A 25,439-nucleotide genomic window follows, 5' to 3' on the forward strand; every position below is an offset into this window, starting at 1 on the left:
TAAATACTATAAATTTACTGTCTGAATGGGAGTGAAGATTATGACAAATGAAATGGTTCTTGGACTATTATTAAAATTTGGTCCGATGTCTGGCTATGAAATTCAACAAAAGATGATATCTGCGAAAACAGATAAATGGGCATACGTGCAACCTGCATCTATTTACCATGCTCTGAGGAAGCTTGACAAAGATGGATTAGTTTGTTTGGAAAGGCTTGAGCAAACGGGGAACCGCTCAAAGGCCATTTATTCGATCACATCTAAGGGGAAATTTGAATTTGACAGGATGTTGATTAGCTCATTTAAGAAAGCTTCCGTTGTTTTTCCAACTGCTTTGTATACAGTTCTTACATTCATGGATGAAGCACCGAAAGAAGACATCATAGGAGCAGTGGAGGTTCAGCAACAGGCGATCCAAAATATTTATGATGAAATGAAAGCGGGGCAAAAAGAAAAGGAAAAGTATTCCGAAATTTCGAATAATGTGCTATTAATTTTTGAAAATATGTATAAACAGTGCGAAGTACAATTACAATTTTTAGAGAAGATAAAGCAGGACTTATTAAGTGATTTGTTTTAGTCGGCATTGTCCGAATCTCTGGATGCGAAATAATGTAACCAAGCAATGCCCCACGTTGTGGGGTTATTTTTGGTGCGCCCTGTACTGGGTCGGAGTCAACCCCAGCTGTTGCTTGAACTGCCGCATGAAGTGGATCTCGCTTGCGTAGCCGCTCATTTCTGCAATTTTTTTGATAGAGATATCGGTAGCGGTAAGCAGGTATTTCGCATGTTCTATCCGGCTGGCAATGACGTCCGCCATCGGGCTCACCCCGAAGAAGTCCTTATACAAATGCTGAAAACACGATCGGCTCATGGTCAGCTCATGGGATAGTCCTTCAATCGTCCAGTTCAGGAACGGCTGATTATAGATTTTGGTGCGGATTAGGGACATCTTGTTGTAATGTGTATTGCCGACTTCCTTCTGGGCGGAGTGAATTCGGTTGCTGAGCTTGATGAAGAATAATTGCAGATATAATTCCATCGTCTCCTCCTTATGCGGGCTCAAGGAATAAGCCTCATAGCACAAATTGTTAATGATGATCGACAGCTCATTCAAATCGCCAACCGGGATCACCTCATTCTTGGGAATAGCCAGCCTGTCCAGCAGTGCAGCGTCGCCCGGCTTGTCCAGCCGGAAATGGAACCAGTCATTGGTGAACTGCGGCCCGTAAGCCCGGTAGAACTGAGGGGTGTAGTCACTGTACAGAATGAAAGAACCCGGTTCTGTTACCTGGTTCACCCCTGCGAAGGTGAAGATTGCCGGGGTCTTCAGCAGCAGCAGCATGTAGTCTCCGGACCCTTGGGGCCGGTTGATGATGAAATCCGCGTCATGGCTATGGTTGTAGCCGATATTCTGTATATTCATATGAGCCTCCAGTGCAGCAGATAGGTCTATTGTAGAAGCCGGCAGGCCGGCTTGTAAAGAAGGATTGCACAATAAGTTAGTATATACGCACGATGTGTAATTGTACTGCCAGCGGGGTTTATCTATGCTTAATAGAAGCAGCACCGGAAGCAAATGATGAAGGCGGAAGCCGGAAAGGATGATAGGTTATGAATGAATGGATCGGTTATTCAAGAGGGGTTAATCTCGGAGGCTGGCTGTCCCAGTGTCCGTACCAGCAGGCACATTATGACACCTTCATTACGGAAAAGGATATCGAAACGATTGCCTCCTGGGGCCTGGACCATGTCCGGCTGCCGGTGGATTATGAAGTCATTGAAGAGTCCTCGAACGCTGAGGCCTATGCAGGATTCAAGCATATTGACAATTGTATTCGCTGGTGCGCTGCCAACGGGCTGAATCTCATTATTGATTTGCATAAGACGCCCGGGTTCTCCTTCGACAGTGTGGCCGCAAATTCTCTGTTCGACGATCCGGCGCTCCAGCTCCGGTTCCTGAATTTGTGGAAGGCGATCTCTATCCGTTACGCAGCTTATAAGGATACTGTGGCTTTTGAATTGCTGAATGAGATTGTGGAGCAGGACAGCAGCCGCTGGAATGCACTGGCCCGCCGGACGATTACCGAGATTCGCCAGCATGCGCCGGAGACCAAAATCATTGTCGGCGGCATTCAATGGAACAGCGTACATACCCTTAAGCTACTGGATCATCCCTACGATGACAATATCGTATATACCTTCCATTTCTATGAGCCGTTCCTGTTCACTCACCAGCGTGCAGAATGGGTGGAGCAGATGCCGGAGAGCAGCATGGATTATCCGGGTGAACTGGCGGTGTACCGCAGCACTTCGGCCGCCATCGGCGCTTTCGGATCGGGGCTTCAGGGAGACGGCGTCAGCCAGATGGGGCCTGAGTACATCACCAGCCTGATCCAGACGGCCATCGACGTTGCAATGGAGCGTAACGTGTATCTGTACTGCGGGGAATACGGAGTCATTGAACATGCCCCCTCGCCTAGCGTGGTGAACTGGTATAAGGATGTCCATGCTATTTTTGAAGAATATCATATCGGCCGGGCAGCGTGGACCTATAAATCCATGTCCTTCGGCATCTCGGACCGTTACGACAGCAGCATTACGACGGAGATTATCTCTTATTTGTAAATGGCTAATAGAAAGTATAATTACTTTTTTCTAAGCGAGGTCCTATAGATGAGAATCCAAATTACTGATAAACCCGGAATATCTATTCACAAGGGGATGATTGGCCTCTTCTTCGAAGATATCAACTACGGCCTGGACGGCGGGCTGCATGCGGAGATGATCGAGAACCGTTCCTTCGAGTTCATGGAAGCGAAGGGGGACAAGGGGCGCTTCAGCGAGAGCTATGACGGCCTCTATGGCTGGACGGCTTATCCCGCAGAGTCAAGCGGGGCAACGCTGCAGATTCAAACGGAGCATCCCCGGAATGAGGTGAATCCCCATTATCTGGAGTTTACGGCCACCGATCGTCAGAATGCTTGTACCAATAAAGCCTATGATGGAGTCTCTCTGAAGCCGGGGATTCAGTATCAGGTATCCTTCTATGCCAGAGCAGAGGGGTATGCAGGCGGAATTGAAGTTTCGGTTGAGAAAAATAGCACGGTTATGGCACAGGCTGTCATTGCCTCAACGGTAAGAGGGGAATGGACACGCTATACGGCGCAGCTTAGCTGTAGTGAACCTGTGTCTTATGGGGATTTCGTCATCCGGCTGGATACTCCGGGTACGGTATGCTTTGATTTCGTATCCATGATTCCCTCCGATGCGGTGCTGGGCTTATTCCGCCGGGATCTGGTTGAACTGCTGCAGGAGATGAAGCCCGGCTTCCTGCGGTTTCCGGGAGGGTGTATTGTAGAGGGCTATTCGCTGGATAACCGGTACCAATGGAAGCAGAGTGTGGGTGCCGCCGAGCAGCGCAGGAATAATAGCAGCCGCTGGGCGATGCATGGAAACAATGAAGAGAATCACTACACCAGCGAGTATAGCCATTATAATCAGAGCCTGGGGATTGGGTTCTTTGAGTATTTTCTGCTCTGCGAATACTTGGGTGCGCGGCCGATTCCGGTGCTGAACGTCGGGCTGGCCTGCCAGTTCCAGTCTACTGAGCATGTGGGCGTGCATGATGAGGATTTTCAGGAGTATATTCAGGATGCCCTGGATCTGCTGGAATTCGCCAATGGGCCGGTGGATTCGCAGTGGGGCGCTCTCCGCTTGCAGATGGGCCATCCTGCGCCGTTCGGGCTGGAGCTGATTGGGCTAGGCAATGAACAGTGGGAGACGGAGCATGCGGATTTCTTCACCCGGTACGACCTGTTCGAGCAGGCGATTCATGCGCAGTACCCGTCCGTACAGCTCATCGGCTCCGCAGGGCCGGATGTCAGCTCGGAACACTACACCCGGGCGTGGGAGTATTACCGTAAGCGGGCCAAGGCTAACCCTAATTTCGTCTATGCTGTCGATGAGCATTATTATGTGAAGCCGGAATGGCTGTGCGACAATGTACATTTCTATGATCAGTATCCGAGAGACATCAAGGTGTTCGCCGGGGAATATGCGGGTCACTATGGCAACGGGATGAATGCGCCGCACTTCAACAGCTGGGGAGCGGCGCTGGCAGAGGCCGCATTCCTGACAGGCCTTGAGCGCAACGCCGATATTGTGGTGCTTGCTTCCTATGCACCGTTGTTCGCCAGACTCGGCTACGCCCAGTGGTCGCCTGACATGATCTGGTTCGATGGGGAGAACAGCTATGGCACGCCAAGCTATTATGTGCAGCAGATGTACAGTACACTAATGGGAACGAAGCTACTGCAGACTGTGAATGAGCAGGAAGAGATCCCGTTCACTGTCTCTTACGATGAAGAGGCGCAAGTAATCTACGTGAAGCTGGTGAACACCTTGGAGCGCAGTGTAACTGTGGAACTGGAGACCGGGATGCCCTTGACCGGATTCGGTGAGGCGTATGTCATGCAGGGGCAGGAGGAGGATGTGAACTCTATCGGGACTCCCCGCAGCATCGCTCCGCATTCCTATCCGCTGGAGACCGCGGGCTCCATGGTCTATGAGATCGGGCCTAAGTCCTTTCATGTGCTGAAAATGTATTGCAGGGCATAATAGCCCCTGACCTAACCCCCGTGAGGAAGCGTTATGACGCTTCCTCACGGGGGTTTTTAATGTACATCAACAATTTGACACCAGCTGCCCACCAGTATAAAATAATAATAAATGATAGATAAGTATATCATTGTATTCATAAAGATATCACTTAATCCACCGCAAAGGCAGGTCTATGTTCATGAAACCCAGTGTTAAGGACAATAAACGAAAAGCTATTCTGGACGCAGCAACAGAGCTGCTGGCGTTGAAGCCGACGGCTACGCTACAGGAGATTGCAGATCATGCACAAATCGGGATTGCCACGTTGCATCGTTATTTCTCCACAAGGGAGCTACTGCTGGATGCACTGGCGCTGAATGCCATCGGGCTGGTGGATGAAGCGCTCGAAGGAATCATGAATGATGACAGCGATATGCTCCGCTTCCTGACGGAGGTGTTCGAGGTGCTGATTCCTTTGGGCAGCAAGATGTCTTTTCTAAGTTTCGCGGCATCGGTTGACGAGAATCCTAATATTCTTGCCGAGGAAGCCCGCATCAAGCAACCGCTGCGGGAAGCGGTGGAAGGGTGGCAGACTCGCGGTCTGCTGAATGCCGCGATGCCCGCCCACTGGATGATCACCGTCATGTATAATCTGCTGTTCGTCGCCTGGCAGGAGATCCAGAATGGCAACCTTGCGAAGAATGATGCTCCGCAATTGTTGGTATCCACCGTCATTCAAGGCTTCGGTGCCCCGGGACGAAGCGGGAGCTGAAGCACATTAAGGAGGAAGCTGTATGTCAATGTTAGACGTAGAGATTGTCAACCGCCTGGACGAAGTGCAGAAACGCGAGGTTGCCAGACTGTTTTATCAGGCGTTTGCCTTGAAGTTCAATGCCCTGTGGATTTTTACCCGCAATGAGAAGCAAGTCGTGGAGGTGCTGTGCCGGAGCCTGCGTTATGACAACGGTCTGTATGCGGTACGCGAGGGAAGGGTAATTGGATTCATTGGTCTGGAAAAAGGAGAAGGATTCTTCGCAAAACTGGGTTATGGGGCTCTACGACATTCGTTTGGCTTAGCGGGCGGTGCGTGGCGTTATGCAGCTTACGGTCTATATCGTATGTTTCATGGCGGCGTTCCGAAGGACTCCATTCATATTGATCCGCTTGTCGTCTCCAGTGAGGCAAGAGGGCTGGGAATCGGAACCCGGCTGCTGGAAGCGGCCTTTGCCATAACCCGTCAGGCGAACCGCAGCAAGATGCTGCTGGAGGTCGTTGATACCAATCCGCAAGCCAAGAAGCTCTATGAGCGGCTCGGCTTCCGAACCTTCAAGGTGCAGAATATCCGGCTGTTTACGGCAAAAGCGGGCTTTGCCAAAGTGCTGCATATGGAGAAGCTGCTGGACTAGTGCGCCGCCTTCCCGATCCGCTTGAGGATCGGGAATTTTTGGTTTCTACCGCAAATGATGATAGCAAGCCGGGAGGTTAGGGGCGGAGTTATAGTCGGGTTGTAAGTGCTGTTTATCCACTTGCTTGCCCATTCTCTTCGGAAATGGGAGAATTAAGCTACATATTTCCATTTGCTTAGTACAAGAGGGGCGCGGGTGCTCCTGCACTTCGTGTGGACGAACGAATCCAGGCAGAACAGCAGAATTGGAAGGAAGCCGGGGACTGGATAAATCGTCTAGATTTATGTATATTAAGTTAGTAAACTTAATTAACTATATATAGAACGGAGATGAATCATGAAAATTCAAACTGCAGGGACTCCCAAGGTCATGCGCAATCTGAATGAATTTCTGATTCTGGACCGGATGATCGCCGGTGGACCGCAATCAAGAGCGGATCTTAGCCGGTACACCGGCTTAAGCAAGCCTACTGTATCTTCGGCTATTGCCCATCTGCTCGAACGTGGACTGGTCAGAGAGACTGGCAGAGCCGGGAACGTCCAGGGCCGCAAAGCCATACTGGTTGAATTCAACCCGAAATGCTTCTATATCATAGGAGCTGAGCTGGGGGGGAGCAGACTGCGGATGGCGCTCGCAGATATGAGCGGACAGATCTGCCATTACAAGCAGCTCTCAATGCCGAAGGACTCTTTGACCGAGCAGGCATTTCAGGATTTTCTGGTACAGGGTATCGAAGGGCTTCTTGCAGACTCCGGGCTCTCCTGGGAGAAGATCCAGTCAGCGGCTTTCGGGATTCCTGGCGTTGTGGACCCGGCAGACGGTGGAGTGTCTGATCTTGTTGCACCGCTGCGGGGGATCGAAGCAGCTCTGAGGCTGGCTAATCTGGCGCAGCTCTTCCCTGTGCCTGTCGTGACGGAGAATGATGTCAATCTTGCCGCCCTGGCGGAATATACCTCATCCGGTATGGCAGCAAGCGGTTCTCTTCTGTACTTCTCCATCGGCGAGGGAACCGGAGGCGGGCTCATTATCCATGGGGAGATATACCGGGGCCTGGGCGGCGGTGCAGGAGAATTGGCTAACCTGATGCTGAGCGCAGGCAGACTGGAGGATGTGCTGTCCGCAGACGGATTCCTGAAGTTGGCCGCACGGTTGGTAAGGGAGCATCACGGAGACGCGGAACATGTGCTGACCGCTCCCGGGGTCACGGCGGAGCGGATATTGGATGAAGTACGCAGAGGCCAGTCTCTGGCTCTGATGATCATTGAGACTTATTGCAGTCTGCTTGCAGAGGCGCTTGGCAGTATTTGCACGGTGATGGCTCCCGATACTGTTGTTCTCGGTGGCGGGCTTGGCAGTCACGGGGATGTACTGCTGCACAGGCTGGAAGTCAAGCTGGACGGGCTTCACCGCATGCCGCGGTTGTCTGCTTCCGGCCACGGGGACAAGGATGTTGTCCTTGGAGCCGTTCAAGTCGCAGTCCAGTCCGCGTTCCGGCATATGCGTGATAATAGAAACAACATAAGCTTATAAACTACAGAACTGCTGGAGGGATCCTAAATGAATAGGTGTACGGCTGGAATTGATGTGGGCGGAACCAAAACGCTCCTGTGTCTAACGGATGAGGATGGAACTGTTCTTGAACAGTATAAGCTGGAGACACAGCTTAGCCGGGAGCCGGAGGTGTTCTTCCGCTGGTTATTCGGTGAACTGGAGCAGTTCTGCAGACGCAATGGAACTACGCTCTCCTCCTTGCAGGGAGTGGGCATCGGGTTCCCGGGAGTCATGAATGAGCGTACAGGCACGCTGACCAGCGCACCGGCCTTGAATTGGCCTGCAATGACCGATATCCGTCCGGTTATAGCGGCGCATTATCCGGGACTGGTGGCGCTTGACAATGATGTGAACATGGCTGCAATGGGAGAATATGCTGCCGGATCGGCTACCGGTTCGGAGCATTTCATAATGATCACGGTAGGGACGGGAGTAGGAAGTGCACTGTTCCTGAATGGGCAGCTGTACCGGGGGGCCAGCTTCGCCGCAGGCGAGATCGGCTATCTGATCGTTGAGCCTGGGGTGGTCTCTAACGCTACTGATCCTGAATACAGCGAATTTGGCCCCTTTGAAATGGAGGTATCCGGCACGGGAATTGGGGCTAAGGCTGCTGCCGAGCTGTACAAGAACAGCAGTAACTCGCTAATCCGGGAGCTGGCGCAAGGCGGCAGGATCCGGGCGGAGCATGTATTTGCTGCAGCGCAGCGCAAGGACGAGACGGCAATGAAGCTGCTGGATCAGGCGTATGAGCAGATGGCGGCGGCTGTGAAAAATATAGCCCTCACCCTGGATCTGGAGCTTGTCATTCTGGGCGGCGGAGTCGTGGAGAAGAACCCGGGCTATGTGCAGGAGATTGCGGCAAGAGTTAGCCGTTACACTCCTCAGCAATCCCTAATACTCCGGCAGGCTGTGCTAGGCAACCAGGCGGGAGCGATAGGAGCCGCAGCTGCGGCAAGAAGCAGACTGGCTGCGGGCACAGGAAAGAACTGAGGGTATGAATATGAAACCTGGAACAAGTATAATGAGATTCTCTGTTAGCAGCAGGGAGGGCGAAGTGCTCCTGAAGATGTAGTACACAGACGCCCATTGCCGACTCGTATGCAGTAAATGCTGCTTCTGCGGCAGGAACCTCCTTTGGGACCATCCGGCTGTTCGGCAGTATCGGCACTGCACTGGGAGGGTATTTTGGCGGGATGTATCTGAACTGGATGGGAGTTACAGATCTTTGGGGTCCGTTTCTTCTCTTTAATCTGATTGCCCTGTTGATTGCTTCCATTACCAGTGTCCCTGCTATGCTGGTTGCATCCAGAGTCTTGAAGAGATACGGTTATGAAAAAACGCTGATGCTGGCTTCCGCGGTCTACATGCTCCGGTGGACGATCCAATGGCTCATTCCCATTCCTGGTGTTATGATGGGAGTCCAAACGCTGCATGGCTTGTCCTTTGGTTTCTTCTATATTGCTGCCGTGGAGTATGTAGCCTCCATAACGGGCAAGGAACTGCAGGCCACAGGGCCAAGCCTGTTCAATATGGTGTTCGTCGGACTCGGAGGCATTGCCGGAAACTTGCACAATGGCTATTTGCTTGAGACCGGTGGTGCGGGGCTAATGTACTTCTCCTGCACGGTCAGTGCCGCGCTTGGTGCGCTGCTGATGTACAGGGTCAAATCCATGTCACAGAAGCAGTAATATCATAAATAAAAGGAAGGGGAAGATCTATGAAGCGCAGTTGGTATAGTCGGATGCTATTTTCATACTTCCCTGTCTTTCTGCTTGTAGTTACCGTACTTATATTTCTGGCCTTTATGATTGTTACAGAGTTGTCCCGCAGCGAGACTGCAAAAGCCAATTACATCTCCACCAGCTATATTGTCGATACAGTGGAGCGGACCTTAAGCGATGTAGAGCTTGGGGTACTGCAGGAGATCGGGAATAATTATTCCTATAATGACTTCCTGGATGATTCCGCCGGTAATGCCCCGCCGGTCAATGGCTCCTATGAAGTGGTTCAGAGTATGAACCGTCTCGCGGAACGCTTCAGTCTCATTGATTCCATCTATGTCTACCGCAACAAGGACAAGCTGATGCTGGGCCAAAGCGGGTATATGAATTCGGAGCAGACGCTTGAGGATACTTACCTGGATGAACTATCCGCGCACAAGGAGCAGCAGGGCTGGAGTGCTGTACGGATGTACCAGCCTAGGAACTCCCAGGATCTGCGACCGGTCATCAGTCTGGCCAGCAGGCTTCCGATACCTTGGGGCTCCGATGGTTATATCGTGATTAATGTCAGCGTACACCGCATGGAGCGTCTGGTGGACAGCTTAACAAATGGAGAATTGTCATTCTTACGGATCAAGGATGCGGCAGGTACTCCGATCTATGATTCCTCTCCAGCCGCAGACGGTGAGAATAACAGAACACTCTCGAAGGTCCAGGCGAAGAATCTGGGCTGGACCTTCGAGAGCGGACTCCAGGCTGGCCGCTTATTCGATTGGATCTCTGTTATTTCTTATGTCTGGTTCATCCTAGGGCTGCTGACCATTGCACTGGGCGTGTTCTATATCATCTATATCACAAGGCGTAATTACCGGCCGATCCATCAACTGATGGTGCGGATTCAGGCATTACAGCCGCAAGTCCAGCATACTGCTGCTGCCGTTGATTCGGATGAGCTGGTCCTGATGCATAATGCGCTGGACAGGCTGGTGCAAATGACTACGGATTATGAACGGGAGCGCTATGAGAATCTGGTTATTCAGCGCCGGGAGCTGTTCCTGGATTTCCTCGGGGGTGAACGGCCGAAGGAGGCAGCGGAGCGGCTGGCAGCACTGGACCCTTTCGAGGGCAACTACGAGTTCGAGGGCTTTGTTGTATTTGTGGCAGAGCTGAACCGGGAGAAGGAATGGCATGCCTTATCGCTGCAGGATCAGAATCTGCTGAAATTTGCATTGACCAACGTACTCAGGGATCTGCTGGCGGATAAGCAGCTACAGGCATGGTCTGAATGGATAAGCGGGCAGCGGCTGGGGATCATTATTGGTCTCCGGTACCGATCTGCAGAGGATAACCCGGATACCATGCTTGAGCTAGCAAAAGGCTGCCATAGCTGGATTCTCGATAATCTGCGGATGCCCCTTACCTTCGGGATTGGTTCGGTGGTGGAGTCCTGGCAGGATATCCAGTACTCTTATGCAGCGGCTGCTGAAGTGCTGAGTCACCGGCTCGCGATGGGCACAGATATAGCGGCGGTCCCTATGGACCGGCAGAATGACGACTCTGCACTACAGAGCTACAAGTATTTTGGGAGCTTTACACAGCTTGTCCGGGAATTCCGGCTGTCAGGCGAGAACTGGAGAATCCGGCTGGACGAAATTTTCGATTCCTTCCGTAAGGATCATATGAAGGATGAAGAGATCTACATGCTTCTGGAGGTTATGCTGCAGGCACTGGAGCAGGAGCTTAAGGGGATTTCGGACACGCTGGACCGGCAACTCGCGGCAGAATGGACTGGAGGACTGCGGGAACGCATCCGGGGATGCACTGATCTGGAGGAGATCAGGCTGCTGCTGACCGGATGGCTGAATGAAACCTATCATGTCTATGTGTCGGTCAATGAGCTTAAGAGCCACCGCGTCATGATCATGGAGGTTAAACATTATATTGAGGAGCACTATGCCAACCCGGATCTTTCTTTGAGCCATTTGAGCGAGCGGTTCCAGATCTCCGCGAAATACGCCAGCTATCTGTTCAAGGGAGAATTTAATATGAAGTTTGTGGACTTTCTGGCGGAGCTGCGGTTGAAGAAGGCTAAGGAGCTGCTGGATACGACCTCGGACAGTATTCAGGATATCGCGCTGCAGATTGGATATGCTAATTCCATCAGCTTCGGAAGAGTCTTCAAGCGCATTACTGGAATGACGCCGGGAGATTACCGTAAATTGAAGCTCTATAAAGATGAAGATCAATAGTGATTGCGCAAACCCAATTCTGATTATCCCGGGTTTGCGCTTTTTGATTTCTAACTGTATATATAACTTAATGTGTTATGTATAAGTTATGTATTTCTGATGTTTCTGTTTTTTTAGAGCTGAACATTCACGATAATTGTATATTTGAAATGAAAAATGCTGTATTTTGATTGATTTTTCATGAAAAAACAACTAGAAACATGTTTATTGTACATTTCAGAACAAAATGTAATAATTCATCCCATGATCAAGCCTGAAACATAACATAATAGAGCTAAAGGCTGATCAAACAAGATTTCGAAAGGGATAGGTGATAGGAAATATGACAATTGATAGCGTTAAAGGAAAAGTGGCTCTGGGTCTCGGAGCGGTTATGATGTCATCCCTCTTATTATCGGCATGCTCGTCAGAGAATTCCGCTGCAAACAGCGGCGGGTCAGAGCAAGCGGGCAGCTTGAAGATCGAAATTTTTGACCGTGGCAATGCTCCTGCGGGTCTGACAGCTTCTGACAACTTTTTAACCAATTACGTTAAAGAGAATTTCGGTAAAACTAACAATATCAATGTGGAATTTATTCCTATCCCCCGCTCGGAGGAAGTGACGAAGCTTAACGTCCTGATGGCCAGCGGAACTGATGTCCCTGATATCGTCTTTACTTATGATTCCGGGACTTTCAATAAATATGCTGAACAAGGCGGACTGACAGATCTGACACCGCTGCTGAAGGAGTATGGTCAGAATCTGACAAAGTTCCTTGGCGAGGATACACTCCGCTACGGCCAATATGATGGTGTCCAATACAGTATTCCGGCCAAACGGTCTACAGTGGGCAAGTATGCATCCTTTGTCCGCCAGGACTGGCTGGATAAGCTGGGGCTTCCGGTTCCGGCAACCACGGAGGAGCTATACAATACACTGACGGCATTCAAGGAGAAGGACCCGGGCGAAACCGGCGGCAAGGTGATTCCGCTGGGCATGACGATTGCTGTGGCACAATACGACTCTCTGGTCTGGTCCTTCATCAAGCCGGTCAGCGAGCAGGAACGCTTCGAGCTTACGCAGAACCTGAGCTCCCGTGATTTCCCGATTCTGCTGCCCGGATTCAAGGAAGCCGTCCAATATATGAACAAGCTGTATAATGAAGGGCTGATCAGCAAGGATTTTGCCTTGGATGAGAATAAGGAGACCCTTACACAGAACATCGGCAACGGCCTAGTGGGTGCATTCAGTGACGATAACGACGCGATCTTTTACCCAGACGGTACTTATGATGTGCTCTCGAAGAACAATCCTAACGCTGTGCTGACGGCCATAGATCCGTTTACGAACAGTGAAGGCAAGAAGGCGAAGCCGGTGTCTGCTCCGAACGGGATGTATATCATGATTCCAAAATCCAGTAAACATGCCGTAGAAGCGGTCAAATATCTGAATTGGATGGCTTCGGATGACCATCTGAAGTACATTCAGAACGGGATTGAAGGAGAGCATTATAAGCTGGAAGATGGAGTGCCTGTCTCCATACCGGATCTGTCTGTAGAATCTGCCAACAAGCTGATGGGCGGCGGGGATATCGGAATTATTGCCAACGGCCGGATCTTCGAGAGTCAGGAGAAGAACAATGAAGCGTTTGTGAAGAGCTTCAGAACTCAATATCAGGACATTATTGCGAAATCACTGGCCATTTCAACTACCGATGTAGTTGAGCCTGTGTTCACAAGCCGCCCGATTGAAGCTGAGAGCAAATACGGTACTACGCTTAGCGATAAGGCGAAGCAGTTGATGGTGAAGTCGATTATGGTGTCACCGGGTGAGTTCGAAGTCACCTATGAGAGTATGCTGAAGGACTATATGTCAAGCGGCGGACAAGCTATTCTGGATGAACGCAAGGCTGCCTACAGCGAGCAGAAATAATGAATTAGGGTTCGGGAGGGAGAACGGCGGGGCAGCAGGTCTTGCCGCTCCCTTTACAGCCCAAGGCACAGTGAAGGAGGAATCGTTGTGGAACACACCCGTTATTTCCGCAGAAATTGGCAGATGTACGCATTGCTGGTGCTGCCCATTATGTTCTTTATCATTTTCAAATACGGTCCAATGTATGGTGTGCAAATTGCGTTTAAGGATTTCAACTTTTTCAAAGGCATCGGCGGAAGTGAATGGATTGGTTTGGATGGATTCCGTGAGGTATTTGCGAATCAGGATTTTTATGTAACCTTGCGTAATACATTGATGCTGAATTTTCTTGATCTGATCGTCTCTTTTCCCGCACCCTTGATTATTGCCATTATGCTGTTTGAGCTTAAGGTGGTCTGGTTCAAGAAGCTGTCCCAGACGATTCTGTATGTTCCGCACTTTATTTCCTGGGTAATCATCGGCGGCATCGTATACCAGTTGTTCGGGGTTCAGTCCGGGATGATTAACAACCTGTTAACAAGCCTGGGACTGGATGCGATTCCTTTTCTCTCCGACAAAAATTACTGGTTGATTACGTACCTGCTGACGGGTGTCTGGCAGAGCGCAGGCTGGGGGACGATTCTCTATCTGGCGGCACTCACCGGGATCAATAAGGAGCTGTTTGAGGCTGCTGAGGTAGACGGGGCGGGAAGGCTGAAGCGTATTCTGCATATTACGATTCCGGGCATCAAGCCGACGATCGTTACCTTGCTGATTATTAATCTGGGCAATATGATCTCCATCGGCTTCGAACGGCCGTTTGTCATCGGTAACCTTGCTGTTATGGAATACTCGGATGTGCTAAGTACCTTTGTCTATCGGATCGGCCTGGAATCCGGGCAGTATACTCTGGCTACGGTAGTCGGATTGTTCCAGGCGGTGGTCGGATTGATATTCCTGCTGGTGGCGAACTATATCTCCAAGAAGCTTACGGACGAGAGCATCCTATAATCAACCTTTGGATATGGAGTGAACATTATGAGTGGAAGAGCAGCTAACAAGGCGTTTGATACATGGATTGTGATCTGTCTAACCCTATCGGTGCTGGCATGTCTGATTCCGTTTCTTCATATTCTGGCTGTATCCTTCAGCGGAACGGTGCCGATCACTTCGGGAAAAGTAACTTTATTCCCTTTGGACTTCAATGTTGAGGCGTACAAAAAAGTGTTCAGTGATGCCGCTATGATCCGCTCGCTGGCCTTTACTATATTTCTGACCGTGCTGTTTACGGTTCTGTGCATGGTGATGACGGTTGCGGCCGGTTATGCGCTGTCGAAGAGAGATTTGAAGGGCCGCAAGGTCTTCATGTTTGTGATTGTGGTTACGATGTTCTTCAGCGGCGGGATTATTCCTGAATATATTCTGACGCGTGAGCTGCATTTGCTCAATACAATCTGGGCGCTCATTCTGCCCGGGCTGATCAGCCCCTTTTATATGATTATCCTGATCTCATTTCTGGCTGGTATTCCTGATGCGTTGAAGGAGTCCGCAGAGATCGACGGCAGCAGCCAGTTCGGTACACTGATCCGCATTATTCTGCCCCTGTCCATGCCGGTGCTTGCCACCTTGAGCCTGTTCTACGCTGTGGGCAGATGGAATGGTTTCCAGGACACGCTGATGTATATTACGAAACCGGAGCTGTACCCGCTGCAGCTTAAGCTCTATCATATGATCCAGAACAGCCAGGTGTCCGACCTGATGAGGATGGAGGGGAACGCGATCAGCACGGTTGTACCTGAGAGTCTGAAGGCAGCAACGGTGATGTTCGCAACCGTTCCTATTCTGCTAGTCTATCCTTGGCTGCAGAGATATTTCGTCTCGGGTGTAATGACCGGAGCCGTGAAAGGCTGAGGCTCTCGCCTGGAGCAGGTGTTGTAGTATTCATACCCAAAAATGGCTGACGGATAGGGGGAACAGGCAGATGTTCAAGAAGGTAACTGCCATTAATGACAAATGGACACAGGAATCCATGGAGCAGCAAATTGGTGACCGGGAGAGCCGGTATTTCGGGGGCGTGCGTGATCCGCTAAGCGGTGTTGCCTGGCCGAATCACACAGGTACGGCCCAGTACCTTGCGGCATGGGCTGCTGCGCTGGTGAATCCTCTGTCGCGATATTACCAGGATCTGGTGCTGCTGGAGCAGTTGCATGTGGCAATGGATTTCATGCTGCGGTTTCAGCATGACGATGGTACGATATCACCGGGCTGGACGAATTATCATTCCCCGCCGGATACGGCGTTTGTTGTAGTCGGATTAACCAATATCCTCACGCTGCTGGAGCGGCAGACCTGGCAACCGCTGATGCCGGTGGCTGGGCAGATTAGAACCTTCCTGGAGCGGACGATTCCGGCGATGCTGAGCGGCGGCGTACATACACCTAATCACCGCTGGGTGCTGACAGCGGCATTGGGTTCTTTATACCGGATATTTGCGCTGGAATCACTGCAATCCAGGGCCGGAGAATGGCTTCAGGAGGGGATGGATATCACCCCGGATGGAGAGTGGACAGAACGGAGTAACGGAATCTATAACACGGTCAGTGACATAATGCTCTATTATGCTGCGCAGGATTTGAGCCGGCCTGAGCTGCTGGAGCCGGTCCGCCAGAACCTTGGTATGATGAAATATCTGGTTCATCCGGATGGGGAGGTAGTAACCGATTATTCGGGGCGGCAGGATTTCGGCAGTGTCTACTCGCTGGCAGATTATTACCTGTGCTATAAGCTGATGGCTGAGCATGACGGTGACCCTGAATTCGCTGCCCTCGCCGAACTGGCGGGCCGCTCGATTACACATCCGGGTTCGCTGCCCAATCAGATTATGCTGGGCTTCCTGCTGTATCCGCAGATGCAGGCCTCTTCTGTTCAACCGGGACAATTGCCTGAGCGGTACCGCAAGGTAATCAATGGCATGTGGGGCCGTCAGGAGTTGTTGGGCAGAATCGGGCAGGACGGTTACGGTGGCCCTGTCCGCCACAGCAAGCAGCATACGGAATTCGGCGCACCGGTCGCCCGGGTCCGCAGCGGAGCGACAAGCGTAAGTGTGATGACCGAAGCCTCCTCTCTGTTCTCTCTGCGGCATGGCCGGGCAAAGCTGCTTGGGGTTCAGCTGGCTTCGAGCTTCGAGCCGGGACTGATTACCATGGACTCGCTTGCGGAGATGGAGACCGGCTTCCGACTTGAGTCAGTCGCTGAGAAGGGCTACTACGGTACGATTCCGGCGGACAAGCTGCCTTCCCGATCCGGTTTTCCCTGCAGTCCCTGGTATCTGCTGCCTCATGGAGAGAGAGCGCTCACCCATTCTCAGGTAAGCGGAGTCTCCGTCCAGGTAAGTGAGAACGATGCCGGTTGGGATCTGCACTTCATTGCACCATCCCCGGTGGATGTGCTGACCCAGATCGTCCTGCTCTTTGGGAGCGAGGGCAGACTTGAAGGTTCTGCGCTGACGCCGGTGCCGGGAATGAACGGGGCAGCATTCTGGACAAACGGCACGCTGCGCTACAGCTCCGGTGAGGACTGGATGGAGCTCGACCAGGGCTGCCATGAGCATCACTTGGCGGACATCCGTGGCATGAGCTATCCGGACGGCTGTCAGAAGGTCATTGTGACACTGATAACACCGCTGGATTATACACTGCGGATTCGTCTTTCCTGATAGAAGCTTATATAATGATAGTGTTGTCAGGATTGAAGGGTTCAGCAGTATAGAAATTAAGGTGTATGGAGGTAGTCTGCGCAATGAATATTTCATTTAATACGCCTGCCACTTATTGGGTGGAGGCGCTTCCAGTCGGGAACGGAAGACTGGGAGCGATGATTTTTGGCGGTATCGAGAAGGAACGACTGGCTCTGAATGAGGATACCCTGTGGTCAGGATATAAGACAGACTGGAATAACCCCGGGGCCAAGGAGATTCTCCCTAAAGTAAGGGCACTGATTGCAGAAGGCAAAAATGAAGAAGCAGATGAGCTGTGCAAGCAAATGATGGGTCCGTATGTACAGTCGTATCTGCCGTTCGGGGATCTGCTCCTTACGATGGAGCATGGACAGGTCATTCAAGGAGACTACAGCCGGAATCTGGATCTGTCAACGGGTATCGGCACCGTCTCCTATGAGATCGGCGGTATCCGGTATAGCCGTGAGGTCTTTGCCTCTCATCCCGATCAGGTAATTGTTGTCCGTCTCTCGGCAAGCAAGGACCATGCGATCAGCTTCCGGGCGAAGCTGGACAGTCCGCTCCGCTTCCGCTCGGAAGCAGAGGGGGAGCATTACACGATCATGGGACATGCCCCGGAATATGTGGCACCGAATTACTACGATGTGGATGAACCGGTCGGCTATGGCGGGGAGTCTCCGCGAAGTCTGGAGTTCCACGGCCGCCTGGCCGCTGTGCAGACCGGGGGAACCCTTGAAGCCACAGCAGAGGGTATCCGTGTAACGGGAGCGACGGAAGCCGTTCTCTATTTCAGCGCAGCGACCTCCTTCGATGCGGAATCCGGCACAGTGAAGGCGGATTACGACGTGCAGCAGCACACTGCGCAAGTTGTGCAGCGCATTATTGATGAGCCTTATGCCGGGCTGCTGGGCCGTCATGTTGCCGACCACCGTGAGCTGTTTGACCGGGTAGAGCTGCACCTTGGAGAGAGCCTGGCCCCGGAGGGTATGCCGATGGATCAGAGAATTGCCGCCTACGGAAGCAATGATCCGGGTCTGGTAGAGCTCCTGTTCCATTATGGCCGCTACCTGCTGATTGCAAGCTCCCGTCCGGGAACGCAGCCGGCGAATCTGCAGGGCATCTGGAATCAGGATACCCGGGCGCCCTGGAGCAGCAACTATACGCTGAATATCAATGCGGAAATGAATTATTGGCCGGCAGAGGTCTGCAATATGGCGGAGCTGCATCAGCCTCTGATTGACTATACCCGGAGGCTGGCAGTCAACGGCAGGGAGACCGCCCGCACGAACTATGGCGCCCGCGGCTGGGTAGCCCATCATAATGCGGATCTCTGGGCGCAGACGGCTCCCGTTGGAGGCTTCGGCGATGGCGATCCGGTATGGGCATCCTGGGCGATGGGCGGAGTATGGCTAACCCAGCATTTGTGGGAGCACTACGCATTCAGCGGTGATCTGTCCTATCTCCGGGAGAGCGCATACCCTGTGATGAAGGAATCGGCTATGTTCTGCCTGGACTGGCTGATTGAGAACAAGGACGGGTATCTCATTACTTCCCCATCCACTTCCCCTGAACACAAAATCGTAGACGGGGACAAGCGGTACGCGGTCAGTGAAGCGGCGACGATGGATTTGACGCTGATTGCGGAGCTGTTCACAAACTGTATCCAGGCTGCGGAATTGCTCCAGCTTGATGGAGAATTCATTCAGACTCTGCAAGCTGCCAAGGCGCGGCTGCTGCCGCTGCAGATCGGTGCGCAAGGCCAGCTTCAGGAGTGGTCGGTTGATCTGCAGGGCGAGGATGTGCATCACCGCCATGTCTCCCATCTGGTCGGGGTCTATCCCGGAAGATCGATTACAGAGAAGCTGGTTCCCGGACTGTATGAAGCGGCCAGAACCTCACTTGAGAATCGCGGGGACGGAGGAACAGGCTGGAGTCTGGGCTGGAAAATCGGACTGTGGGCCAGATTCAAACAGGGTGACCGGGCCAAGCAGCTGATCTCCAATCTGTTAACACTGGTCAAGCCGGAGGCCATTAACAATGAACGCGGCGGTGTCTATCCGAACCTGTTCGACGCCCACCCGCCGTTCCAGATTGACGGGAACTTTGCAGCTACGGCAGGGATTGCCGAGATGCTGCTGCAATCGCACCAGGGGTATCTGGAGTTCCTGCCCGCCTTGCCGGCAAGCTGGGGTGAGGGAAGGGTGAAGGGACTGCGGGCACGCGGCGGCTTTGAAGTAAGCCTGACCTGGACTGCGGGAGCCCTAGGGCAAGTTGAAATTACGTCTCATCACGGGGGAATATGCTCTATTCTGGCAGAACGCCCTGTGAAGGTTATGAGCGGGGAACACCAACAGCGCCTGGAGCTTTCTCCGGACGGGCTGATTAGTCTACAGACACAGCCGGGGGACCGTATAGTCGTACAGTATGGCGAGCAAATAATGCAGAGTAAATAAGGCAGAGTAAATAATAGTCCATACAGATTGCAGTACACTTCAGGTGGATGGAGTGTGCTGCTTTTGTGTTGTAGCGGACACTGCCCGGATTCCACCAGACAGGCCAAACGATAAACGAGGAGCCCAGGATGTACGCGAAAAACCGAATACAATGTGCAGGCATGCAGGCAAGTGGGCCGAATGTACGCGAAAAACCGAATACAATGTGCAGGCATGCAGGCAAGTGGGCCGAATGTATGCGAAAAACCGAATACAGTGGGCAGCGTGTAGGCAAGTGGGCCGAATGTACGCGAAAAACCGAATACAACGGGCAGCATGTAGGCAAGTGGGCCGAATGTACGCGAAAAACCGAATACAATTGGACTGGGTGCGCCGCGTAGGCCAAATGTAATCGAAAAACCGAACACAATTGGACTGGGTGCACCGCGTAGGCCAAATGTAATCGAAAAACCGAACACAATTGGACTGGGTGCGCCGCGTAGGCCGTGCGTTTATCGCAGTGCCAGACGTATTTTCACAGAAAAACCGAATACAATGAGCTGCTGTGAGGGTAACCAGACCAAATGTATGCGAAAAACCGAATACAATCGCAATGTGCTGGAGTGCGTGGGCCGGGCCGGTTTTCGTTCTACAAAACACACTTATAATGCAGAACAGGTCTCCCCGTCGCCCGCTTTTCCCCCTCGCAGGTTAATTTCCTCTCTCCGCTCATCATTTTGTTATCTATCCATCCATATTGTTATTTGTAAACGTTTTCCAAACGGCTATAATTCAATCAGGAATCCGCTGGATAGGGATGAACCGAAGGAGGATACGAATGTTTGGTCGTAAACAAATCATGATAGGGGCTCTTGCGCTGATGGTCTTCGCTGCTTCAGTGCTGCCCATGCGGACTCCGGTCCATGCTGCGGCTGAGGGAGGCCCGGCCGTTATTCTTGCTTCTGATTATGAGGACGGCACCGTACAGGGCTGGACCAAGAAAGGCGACGAACAGCTTACAGTAACGAAGGCGGTCTATCATGGGGGCGCCTACAGCCTGTATGTGGATGGACGTACCAAGGATTGGGAAGGGCCCAATCAGGTTCTGACGGATCACATGGCTCCGAATACAGCCTACACCGTGGGAGCTTGGGTGAAATCTCCGGCGCCGGTCAAATTTACGGTGCATACCAAAATCGGTGAAACCGAGGACTGGAAGCCAGTAGCGGAATTTAACGGAGCGAAGTGGTCGGAGGAATGGACTTATCTTGAAGGTGCTTTTATTACAGGTAGTAATGTAGGCTTCACGGAGATTTATGCAGAAGCCGCAGCAGGAAACGCATTCTACGTGGACGATGTCAAGATCTCTGCCGCAGCGGTTGACATTCCGGACGGGGAGGAAGGGCTACGCACGGACTTTGAAGATGGGACGCTGCAGGGCTGGAAGAACCGGATTGGACCGGAATCGCTTACGGTGAGCCAGGAAGCCGCTAACACCGGGACTCACAGTATGCTGGTAGAGGAGAGACAGCGCAGCTTTTATGGCCCAAGCCTGAGTGTGAAGGAGCATCTGCGGCCGGGCAAAAGCTACCAGATCTCTATGGCTGTGCGCCTTAAGGAGAAGCCGGAGGTAGACCAAAGCCTGCAGATGACCGTGTATAAGAAAGCCGGCTCCGAGAGCTGGAATGCGATTGATAAGGTTAGTATTAAGGCGGATCAATGGGAGCAATGGCATCTGCTCAAGGGCAAATTCCAGTACAGCGACCAGCCGTCTGAAATGAACCTTTTCGTGGAGACTCCCTACATTACGGAGGATACCGTAGATACCTTATCCTTCTATGTCGATGATGTATTGATTGAGCCTGCCCCGGAGATGAGTATTGAACAGGATATTCCCGGGTTAAAAGAGGTCTTCGCTGACGACTTCGCGATCGGAGCCGCTGCGTATTCCTGGCAAATGGAAGGGATCTACGGGGAGCTGCTGAAGAAGCACTTCAACAGTATCACGGCAACCTATGAAATGAAGCCTAAATTTATTGCGCCTGAAGAGGGTACCTATGTCTTTGACGGGGCTGATAAATATGTGAATTTTGCCCAAGCGAACGGAATGGGGCTCCGGGGACACGCGCTGCTATGGCACACTGATGCCGCAGAATGGATGTTCACCGATGCCGGGAAGCCGGCAAGCAGAGAGCTGTTGCTGGAGCGTCTGCAGAGCTATATTGAGACCGTCATGCAGCGCTATAAAGGCAAGATCTATGCTTGGGATGTAGTGAACGAAGCGATTGCCGACAATGGCGGCGGTCCCAATGGAATGAGACTGACAACTTGGTATAACCTGATTGGTCCGGACTATATCGAGAAGGCCTTTGAATTTGCCCGGGCGGCCGATCCGGAAGCGAAGCTCTATTATAACGACTATTACACCGAGGTACCGGAAAAGCGTGAGCATATCTATCAGTTGCTGAAGCGGCTTAAGGCGAAGAATCTGATTGACGGTGTGGGCCTCCAGTCACATCATGGTTTGTACTCCCCGAGCACTCAGGAGATAGAAAAAACCATTCAAATGTATTCGCAGCTGGGACTGGATATTCAGATCACCGAGCTGGATGTGGATACAGGCATAAGCCCTGACTCGCCGCTACCGGCCGGTATCGCTGCGCAGCAAGGGAAACGGTATAAGGATCTGTTTGAACTTTACAAGAAGTATAAGGACAACATCTCCTCGGTCTCCATCTGGGGAGTGCAGGATGAGAAAAGCTACAATAACCATGCCATGTTATTCGACGAGCAGTTAAAAGCGAAGCCGGCCTACTGGGGCGCAGTTGATCCTTCCAAGCTCCCGGCCTTGCATAATGTAGCTTTGGCTCTGGAAGGCACGCCAAAGTTCGGCGAAGCCGGGAAATCGCTGTGGAACAAGACAGCGGCGGTTCCGCTTGAACAGGGGAGTACTGTAACTGCCAAGGTTCATACCCTGTGGGACCCGCAGAACCTATATGTGAAGGTAGACGTTACCGACCCAAGTCTGAACGGAGAAGATAAGGTTGAAATCTTCCTGGATGAGAATAACAGCAAGACCTCTGCCTATGAGCCGGATGACCGGAAGATTACACTCCAGCGTTCAGGCACCGGGACAGAAGGGATCAGCTTCGTAAGCACCGGGCAGGGGGGTGGCTATACGATCGAAGCGAAGATTCCGCTCGTATCGGTCAGCGGCTCCGCAGGCTTGGAGATGGGTCTGGATATCCGGGTGAGCGATGCCGGTGTTCCGGAGGCCGTACCCGCTTACTGGAATGACAGAAGCAGATCCCAGGATACGGATACGAGTCATTACGGGGTCATCCGTTACACCGCGATGCCTAATTCTGCGGAATCGGTGAAAGGTCAGGTGAAGATCGACGGACAGATGGATGCGGAATGGGAGAAAGCGAAGCCTTTTCAGGTAAAAATGTCTGCCGCTCCTTACAGCACCACCGCAGAAGCGAGATCGTTGTGGACGGAGGACAGCCTATATCTGATCTTAGATGTGAAGGATGCCTTGCTCAAGGCAGATGCCGTGTATCCATGGGACCAGGATTCCGTTGAAATCTTCATTGATGAGAATTTCAACAGAACTCCGTACTATGAGGGGGACGACGGTCAATACCGGATTAATATCAATAATGTGGCTTCCTTTGGAGGAGGGGCCTCGGTGAGCAGATTAACCAGCGCGGTCGTTCACACGGACACCGGGTATCGTGTAGAAGCCAAAATTGATTTCGGAACGGTCAAGGCAACACCGGGCAGCTCTATCGGGCTTGATATCCAGGTCAATGATGATCAAGGTGCTGGGAAGCGCAGTACAAGCAAATGGAATGATAAGGGAGAGGATACGTGGCGGGATACCTCCCATTTCGGGATTCTAAGCTTTGTGTCGCCTACGGCGGCACCGGAGGCTCCGCCTGAAGGGACGTCCCCGTCCCCATCTTCAGGCTCTGCTCCAACGTCCCGGGCCCCTGCTCCGGCCGAGACCTTCACCGAAGGACTGATTGTTGTTCAGCCCGTAGCGGATAAGGATGGCATCCTTCATGTGAAGCTGTCGCCTGAGGCTGTGCAGCAGGCAGTGCTCCAGTCGCTCGGAGGCGGCATCCTGAAGATTGCGGTCAAGCCGGCTGCAGAAGCCGGAGAGCTGCAGCTCCAGCTTCCGCTGCAGAGCCTGAGCACACAGCCGAATATTACAGAAATTCAGATTGAAACCGGATTGGGGGCTGTCCTAAGCCTGAACCGGCAACTGCTGAAATTGCAGGATATACAGGCCGGAGATTTCCTTCTGCTGCAGGTGAAGCGTGCGGGGCAGGACGGATGGCCTGCGGCAGTTAAGGACCGCTTGAATGGAGCCGATGTGCTAGACTTCGCACTCACTATCCATGGAGTCAAGACGACTAAGGTTGACGCTGCTACCCTCACCGTGAGGCTCCCTTATGAGCTTAAGGCAGGAGAACGGGCACATCAGATTGGGGTGTATCAGGTTCTGGAGAACGGCAAGCTTGTGATGGTGAAGGACCGTAAATATGATTCGGCCACAGGCTATGTCTCCTTCCAGGCGAAAGTACTGGGCCAATATGCAGTCGCTACAGTGAAGCTGACAGATCAGAAGGGCAGCAAGTGGGCCGCCGAGAGCATTGAAGCTCTGGCTGCAAGAGGAATACTTCCTCTGGGAGCAGAGGCTTCCTACGAGGCAGGTGCGCTGATGAACCGGGCAGAATTTGCCCAGCTGCTGGTCAATGCCTTTGACCTTCAGACTGCTGCTGATGCTTCAGGCTTCAAAGATGTCAGCATGGATTCCCCTTATGCCAAAGCCATCGGCATTGCCGGAGCTTTGGATATTGTCAAAGGGAGAGCAGACGGGCTCTACGGTCCGAGCGATACGCTCAGCCGTCAGGAAATGGCGCTGATGATGTATCGGGTTGTCCAGTTGCAGCAGATCGGGCTGAAGGGTGACTCCGCTGCTGTTCAAGGCTTCAAGGATCTAAACTTGCTGACCGGGGAGGCTTCGGCCGCAATAGAGAAGCTGCGGACTGCCGGAGTGATTCAAGGCGCGCAGAACGGCTACTTCCTGCCAAAGGCCCGGATGACCAAGGAACAGGCTGCTGTGGTGGTGTACCGGATAATTGCCTTGAATCCGTAGATTAGTGTCAGCGAGCCTATAGGATCTTTTGAGCAGAGCAGCGGTCTCCCGATAGGGGCCGCTGCTCTTTGTAATGGGGTGAGTGTGACACTTGAAGTAGAGGGTGTCACCTGAAGCTGAGAGAGACACCTGAAGTAGAGTATAGCACCTGAGGCATGCGGGTACCGATGGCGTGAGCAGCGTGAGCTTATGGCGGCTGCACCGGCATTGGAGTTGGCATTGGAGTTGGCATTGGAGTTGGTGTCGCGTTGGCGTCGGTGTTGGCGTCAGGAAATAGTTGGATGTTCAACACTTGTTGACGGGCAGAATGGCCATGGCCAGACAGTAGTTGGAAAAACAGCACTTACTATACCTGTATTGGCACAAAAAAGAAGATTTCCACGAAAATAAGATACATATCTCCAACTAAATTCCTCTAATACACCAATTCAGACAAATTAAGATACGTTTTTCCAACTAATGCTGCCAGAGGGGAGTGTAACTCTTGTTCCAGGCTCAAGTTGCTCGAAACAGCCCAAGTATCTCGAAGCAACCCGGAGCGAGCCGGAGCGTCCACCCAAGTGCCAGCATTTATACTTCTTCCAAACACAGGGCCGCCCCGATTCGCTGTGTCATGGCTGTAGGGTAATCTCGCTCTGCCTCATGTACCCACAATTATCATGGTTATCAAATTGTTATCTATGC

At 52.2% G+C, this 25,439-nt stretch carries 16 protein-coding genes; 15 read left to right on the forward strand and 1 reads right to left on the reverse strand.

Going from position 1 to position 25,439, the window contains the following annotated elements:
* Positions 1–40: 40 nt before the first annotated feature.
* A complete protein-coding gene (locus MKZ24_RS13735) occupies positions 41–580 on the forward strand; it encodes a PadR family transcriptional regulator (RefSeq protein WP_042238440.1) in 540 nt (179 codons plus the stop codon).
* A gap of 63 nt (positions 581–643) precedes the next feature.
* Here the strand turns inward: MKZ24_RS13735 and MKZ24_RS13740 are convergent, their stop codons facing one another.
* On the reverse strand, positions 644–1,426 hold the full coding sequence (locus MKZ24_RS13740) for an AraC family transcriptional regulator (protein WP_042238439.1): 783 nt from the start codon (positions 1,424–1,426) through the stop codon (positions 644–646).
* A gap of 188 nt (positions 1,427–1,614) precedes the next feature.
* Between MKZ24_RS13740 and MKZ24_RS13745 the strand changes: the two genes are divergently transcribed.
* From MKZ24_RS13745 to MKZ24_RS13810, 14 genes are all read left to right on the forward strand, one after another.
* The gene (locus MKZ24_RS13745) at positions 1,615–2,628 is read left to right on the forward strand and encodes a glycoside hydrolase family 5 protein (RefSeq protein ID WP_042238438.1); all 1,014 of its coding nucleotides are present in this window, start codon (positions 1,615–1,617) and stop codon (positions 2,626–2,628) included.
* A 48-nt stretch (positions 2,629–2,676) separates the two neighbouring features.
* Positions 2,677–4,620 (forward strand): alpha-L-arabinofuranosidase C-terminal domain-containing protein, encoded by a 1,944-nt coding sequence (locus MKZ24_RS13750; protein ID WP_052416657.1) that lies wholly within the window; start codon positions 2,677–2,679, stop codon positions 4,618–4,620.
* A 181-nt stretch (positions 4,621–4,801) separates the two neighbouring features.
* A complete protein-coding gene (locus MKZ24_RS13755; RefSeq protein WP_042238437.1) occupies positions 4,802–5,374 on the forward strand; it encodes a TetR/AcrR family transcriptional regulator in 573 nt (190 codons plus the stop codon).
* 22 nt (positions 5,375–5,396) lie between these two features.
* On the forward strand, positions 5,397–6,008 hold the full coding sequence (locus MKZ24_RS13760; RefSeq protein ID WP_340783783.1) for a GNAT family N-acetyltransferase: 612 nt from the start codon (positions 5,397–5,399) through the stop codon (positions 6,006–6,008).
* Positions 6,009–6,344: 336 nt separating this feature from the next.
* Positions 6,345–7,538, forward strand: a complete 1,194-nt coding sequence (locus MKZ24_RS13765; protein WP_042238434.1) for an ROK family transcriptional regulator — start codon at positions 6,345–6,347, stop codon at positions 7,536–7,538.
* Between the two features lie 27 nt (positions 7,539–7,565).
* A complete protein-coding gene (locus MKZ24_RS13770; RefSeq protein WP_042238433.1) occupies positions 7,566–8,549 on the forward strand; it encodes an ROK family protein in 984 nt (327 codons plus the stop codon).
* A gap of 203 nt (positions 8,550–8,752) precedes the next feature.
* The gene (locus MKZ24_RS13775; protein WP_340783786.1) at positions 8,753–9,247 is read left to right on the forward strand and encodes an MFS transporter; all 495 of its coding nucleotides are present in this window, start codon (positions 8,753–8,755) and stop codon (positions 9,245–9,247) included.
* A 29-nt stretch (positions 9,248–9,276) separates the two neighbouring features.
* Entirely contained in the window at positions 9,277–11,529 is a 2,253-nt protein-coding gene (locus MKZ24_RS13780; protein WP_042238432.1) for a helix-turn-helix domain-containing protein, read from the forward strand.
* Between the two features lie 322 nt (positions 11,530–11,851).
* On the forward strand, positions 11,852–13,441 hold the full coding sequence (locus MKZ24_RS13785; RefSeq protein WP_042238431.1) for an extracellular solute-binding protein: 1,590 nt from the start codon (positions 11,852–11,854) through the stop codon (positions 13,439–13,441).
* Between the two features lie 123 nt (positions 13,442–13,564).
* Entirely contained in the window at positions 13,565–14,431 is an 867-nt protein-coding gene (locus tag MKZ24_RS13790; protein WP_442950529.1) for an ABC transporter permease, read from the forward strand.
* Positions 14,432–14,458: 27 nt separating this feature from the next.
* Positions 14,459–15,331: a carbohydrate ABC transporter permease gene (locus tag MKZ24_RS13795; RefSeq protein ID WP_340783791.1), complete on the forward strand. Its 873-nt coding sequence runs from the start codon at positions 14,459–14,461 to the stop codon at positions 15,329–15,331.
* Between the two features lie 70 nt (positions 15,332–15,401).
* A complete protein-coding gene (locus tag MKZ24_RS13800; protein WP_340783793.1) occupies positions 15,402–17,135 on the forward strand; it encodes a hypothetical protein in 1,734 nt (577 codons plus the stop codon).
* An 83-nt stretch (positions 17,136–17,218) separates the two neighbouring features.
* Positions 17,219–19,609, forward strand: coding sequence for a glycoside hydrolase family 95 protein (locus tag MKZ24_RS13805; RefSeq protein WP_340783794.1), 2,391 nt, complete (start codon positions 17,219–17,221; stop codon positions 19,607–19,609).
* 817 nt (positions 19,610–20,426) lie between these two features.
* Positions 20,427–24,755 (forward strand): endo-1,4-beta-xylanase, encoded by a 4,329-nt coding sequence (locus MKZ24_RS13810; protein WP_340783796.1) that lies wholly within the window; start codon positions 20,427–20,429, stop codon positions 24,753–24,755.
* Positions 24,756–25,439: the final 684 nt, after the last annotated feature.

It is taken from the genome of Paenibacillus sp. FSL R7-0297 (assembly GCF_038009025.1).
Lineage (GTDB): Bacteria > Bacillota > Bacilli > Paenibacillales > Paenibacillaceae > Paenibacillus_AQ.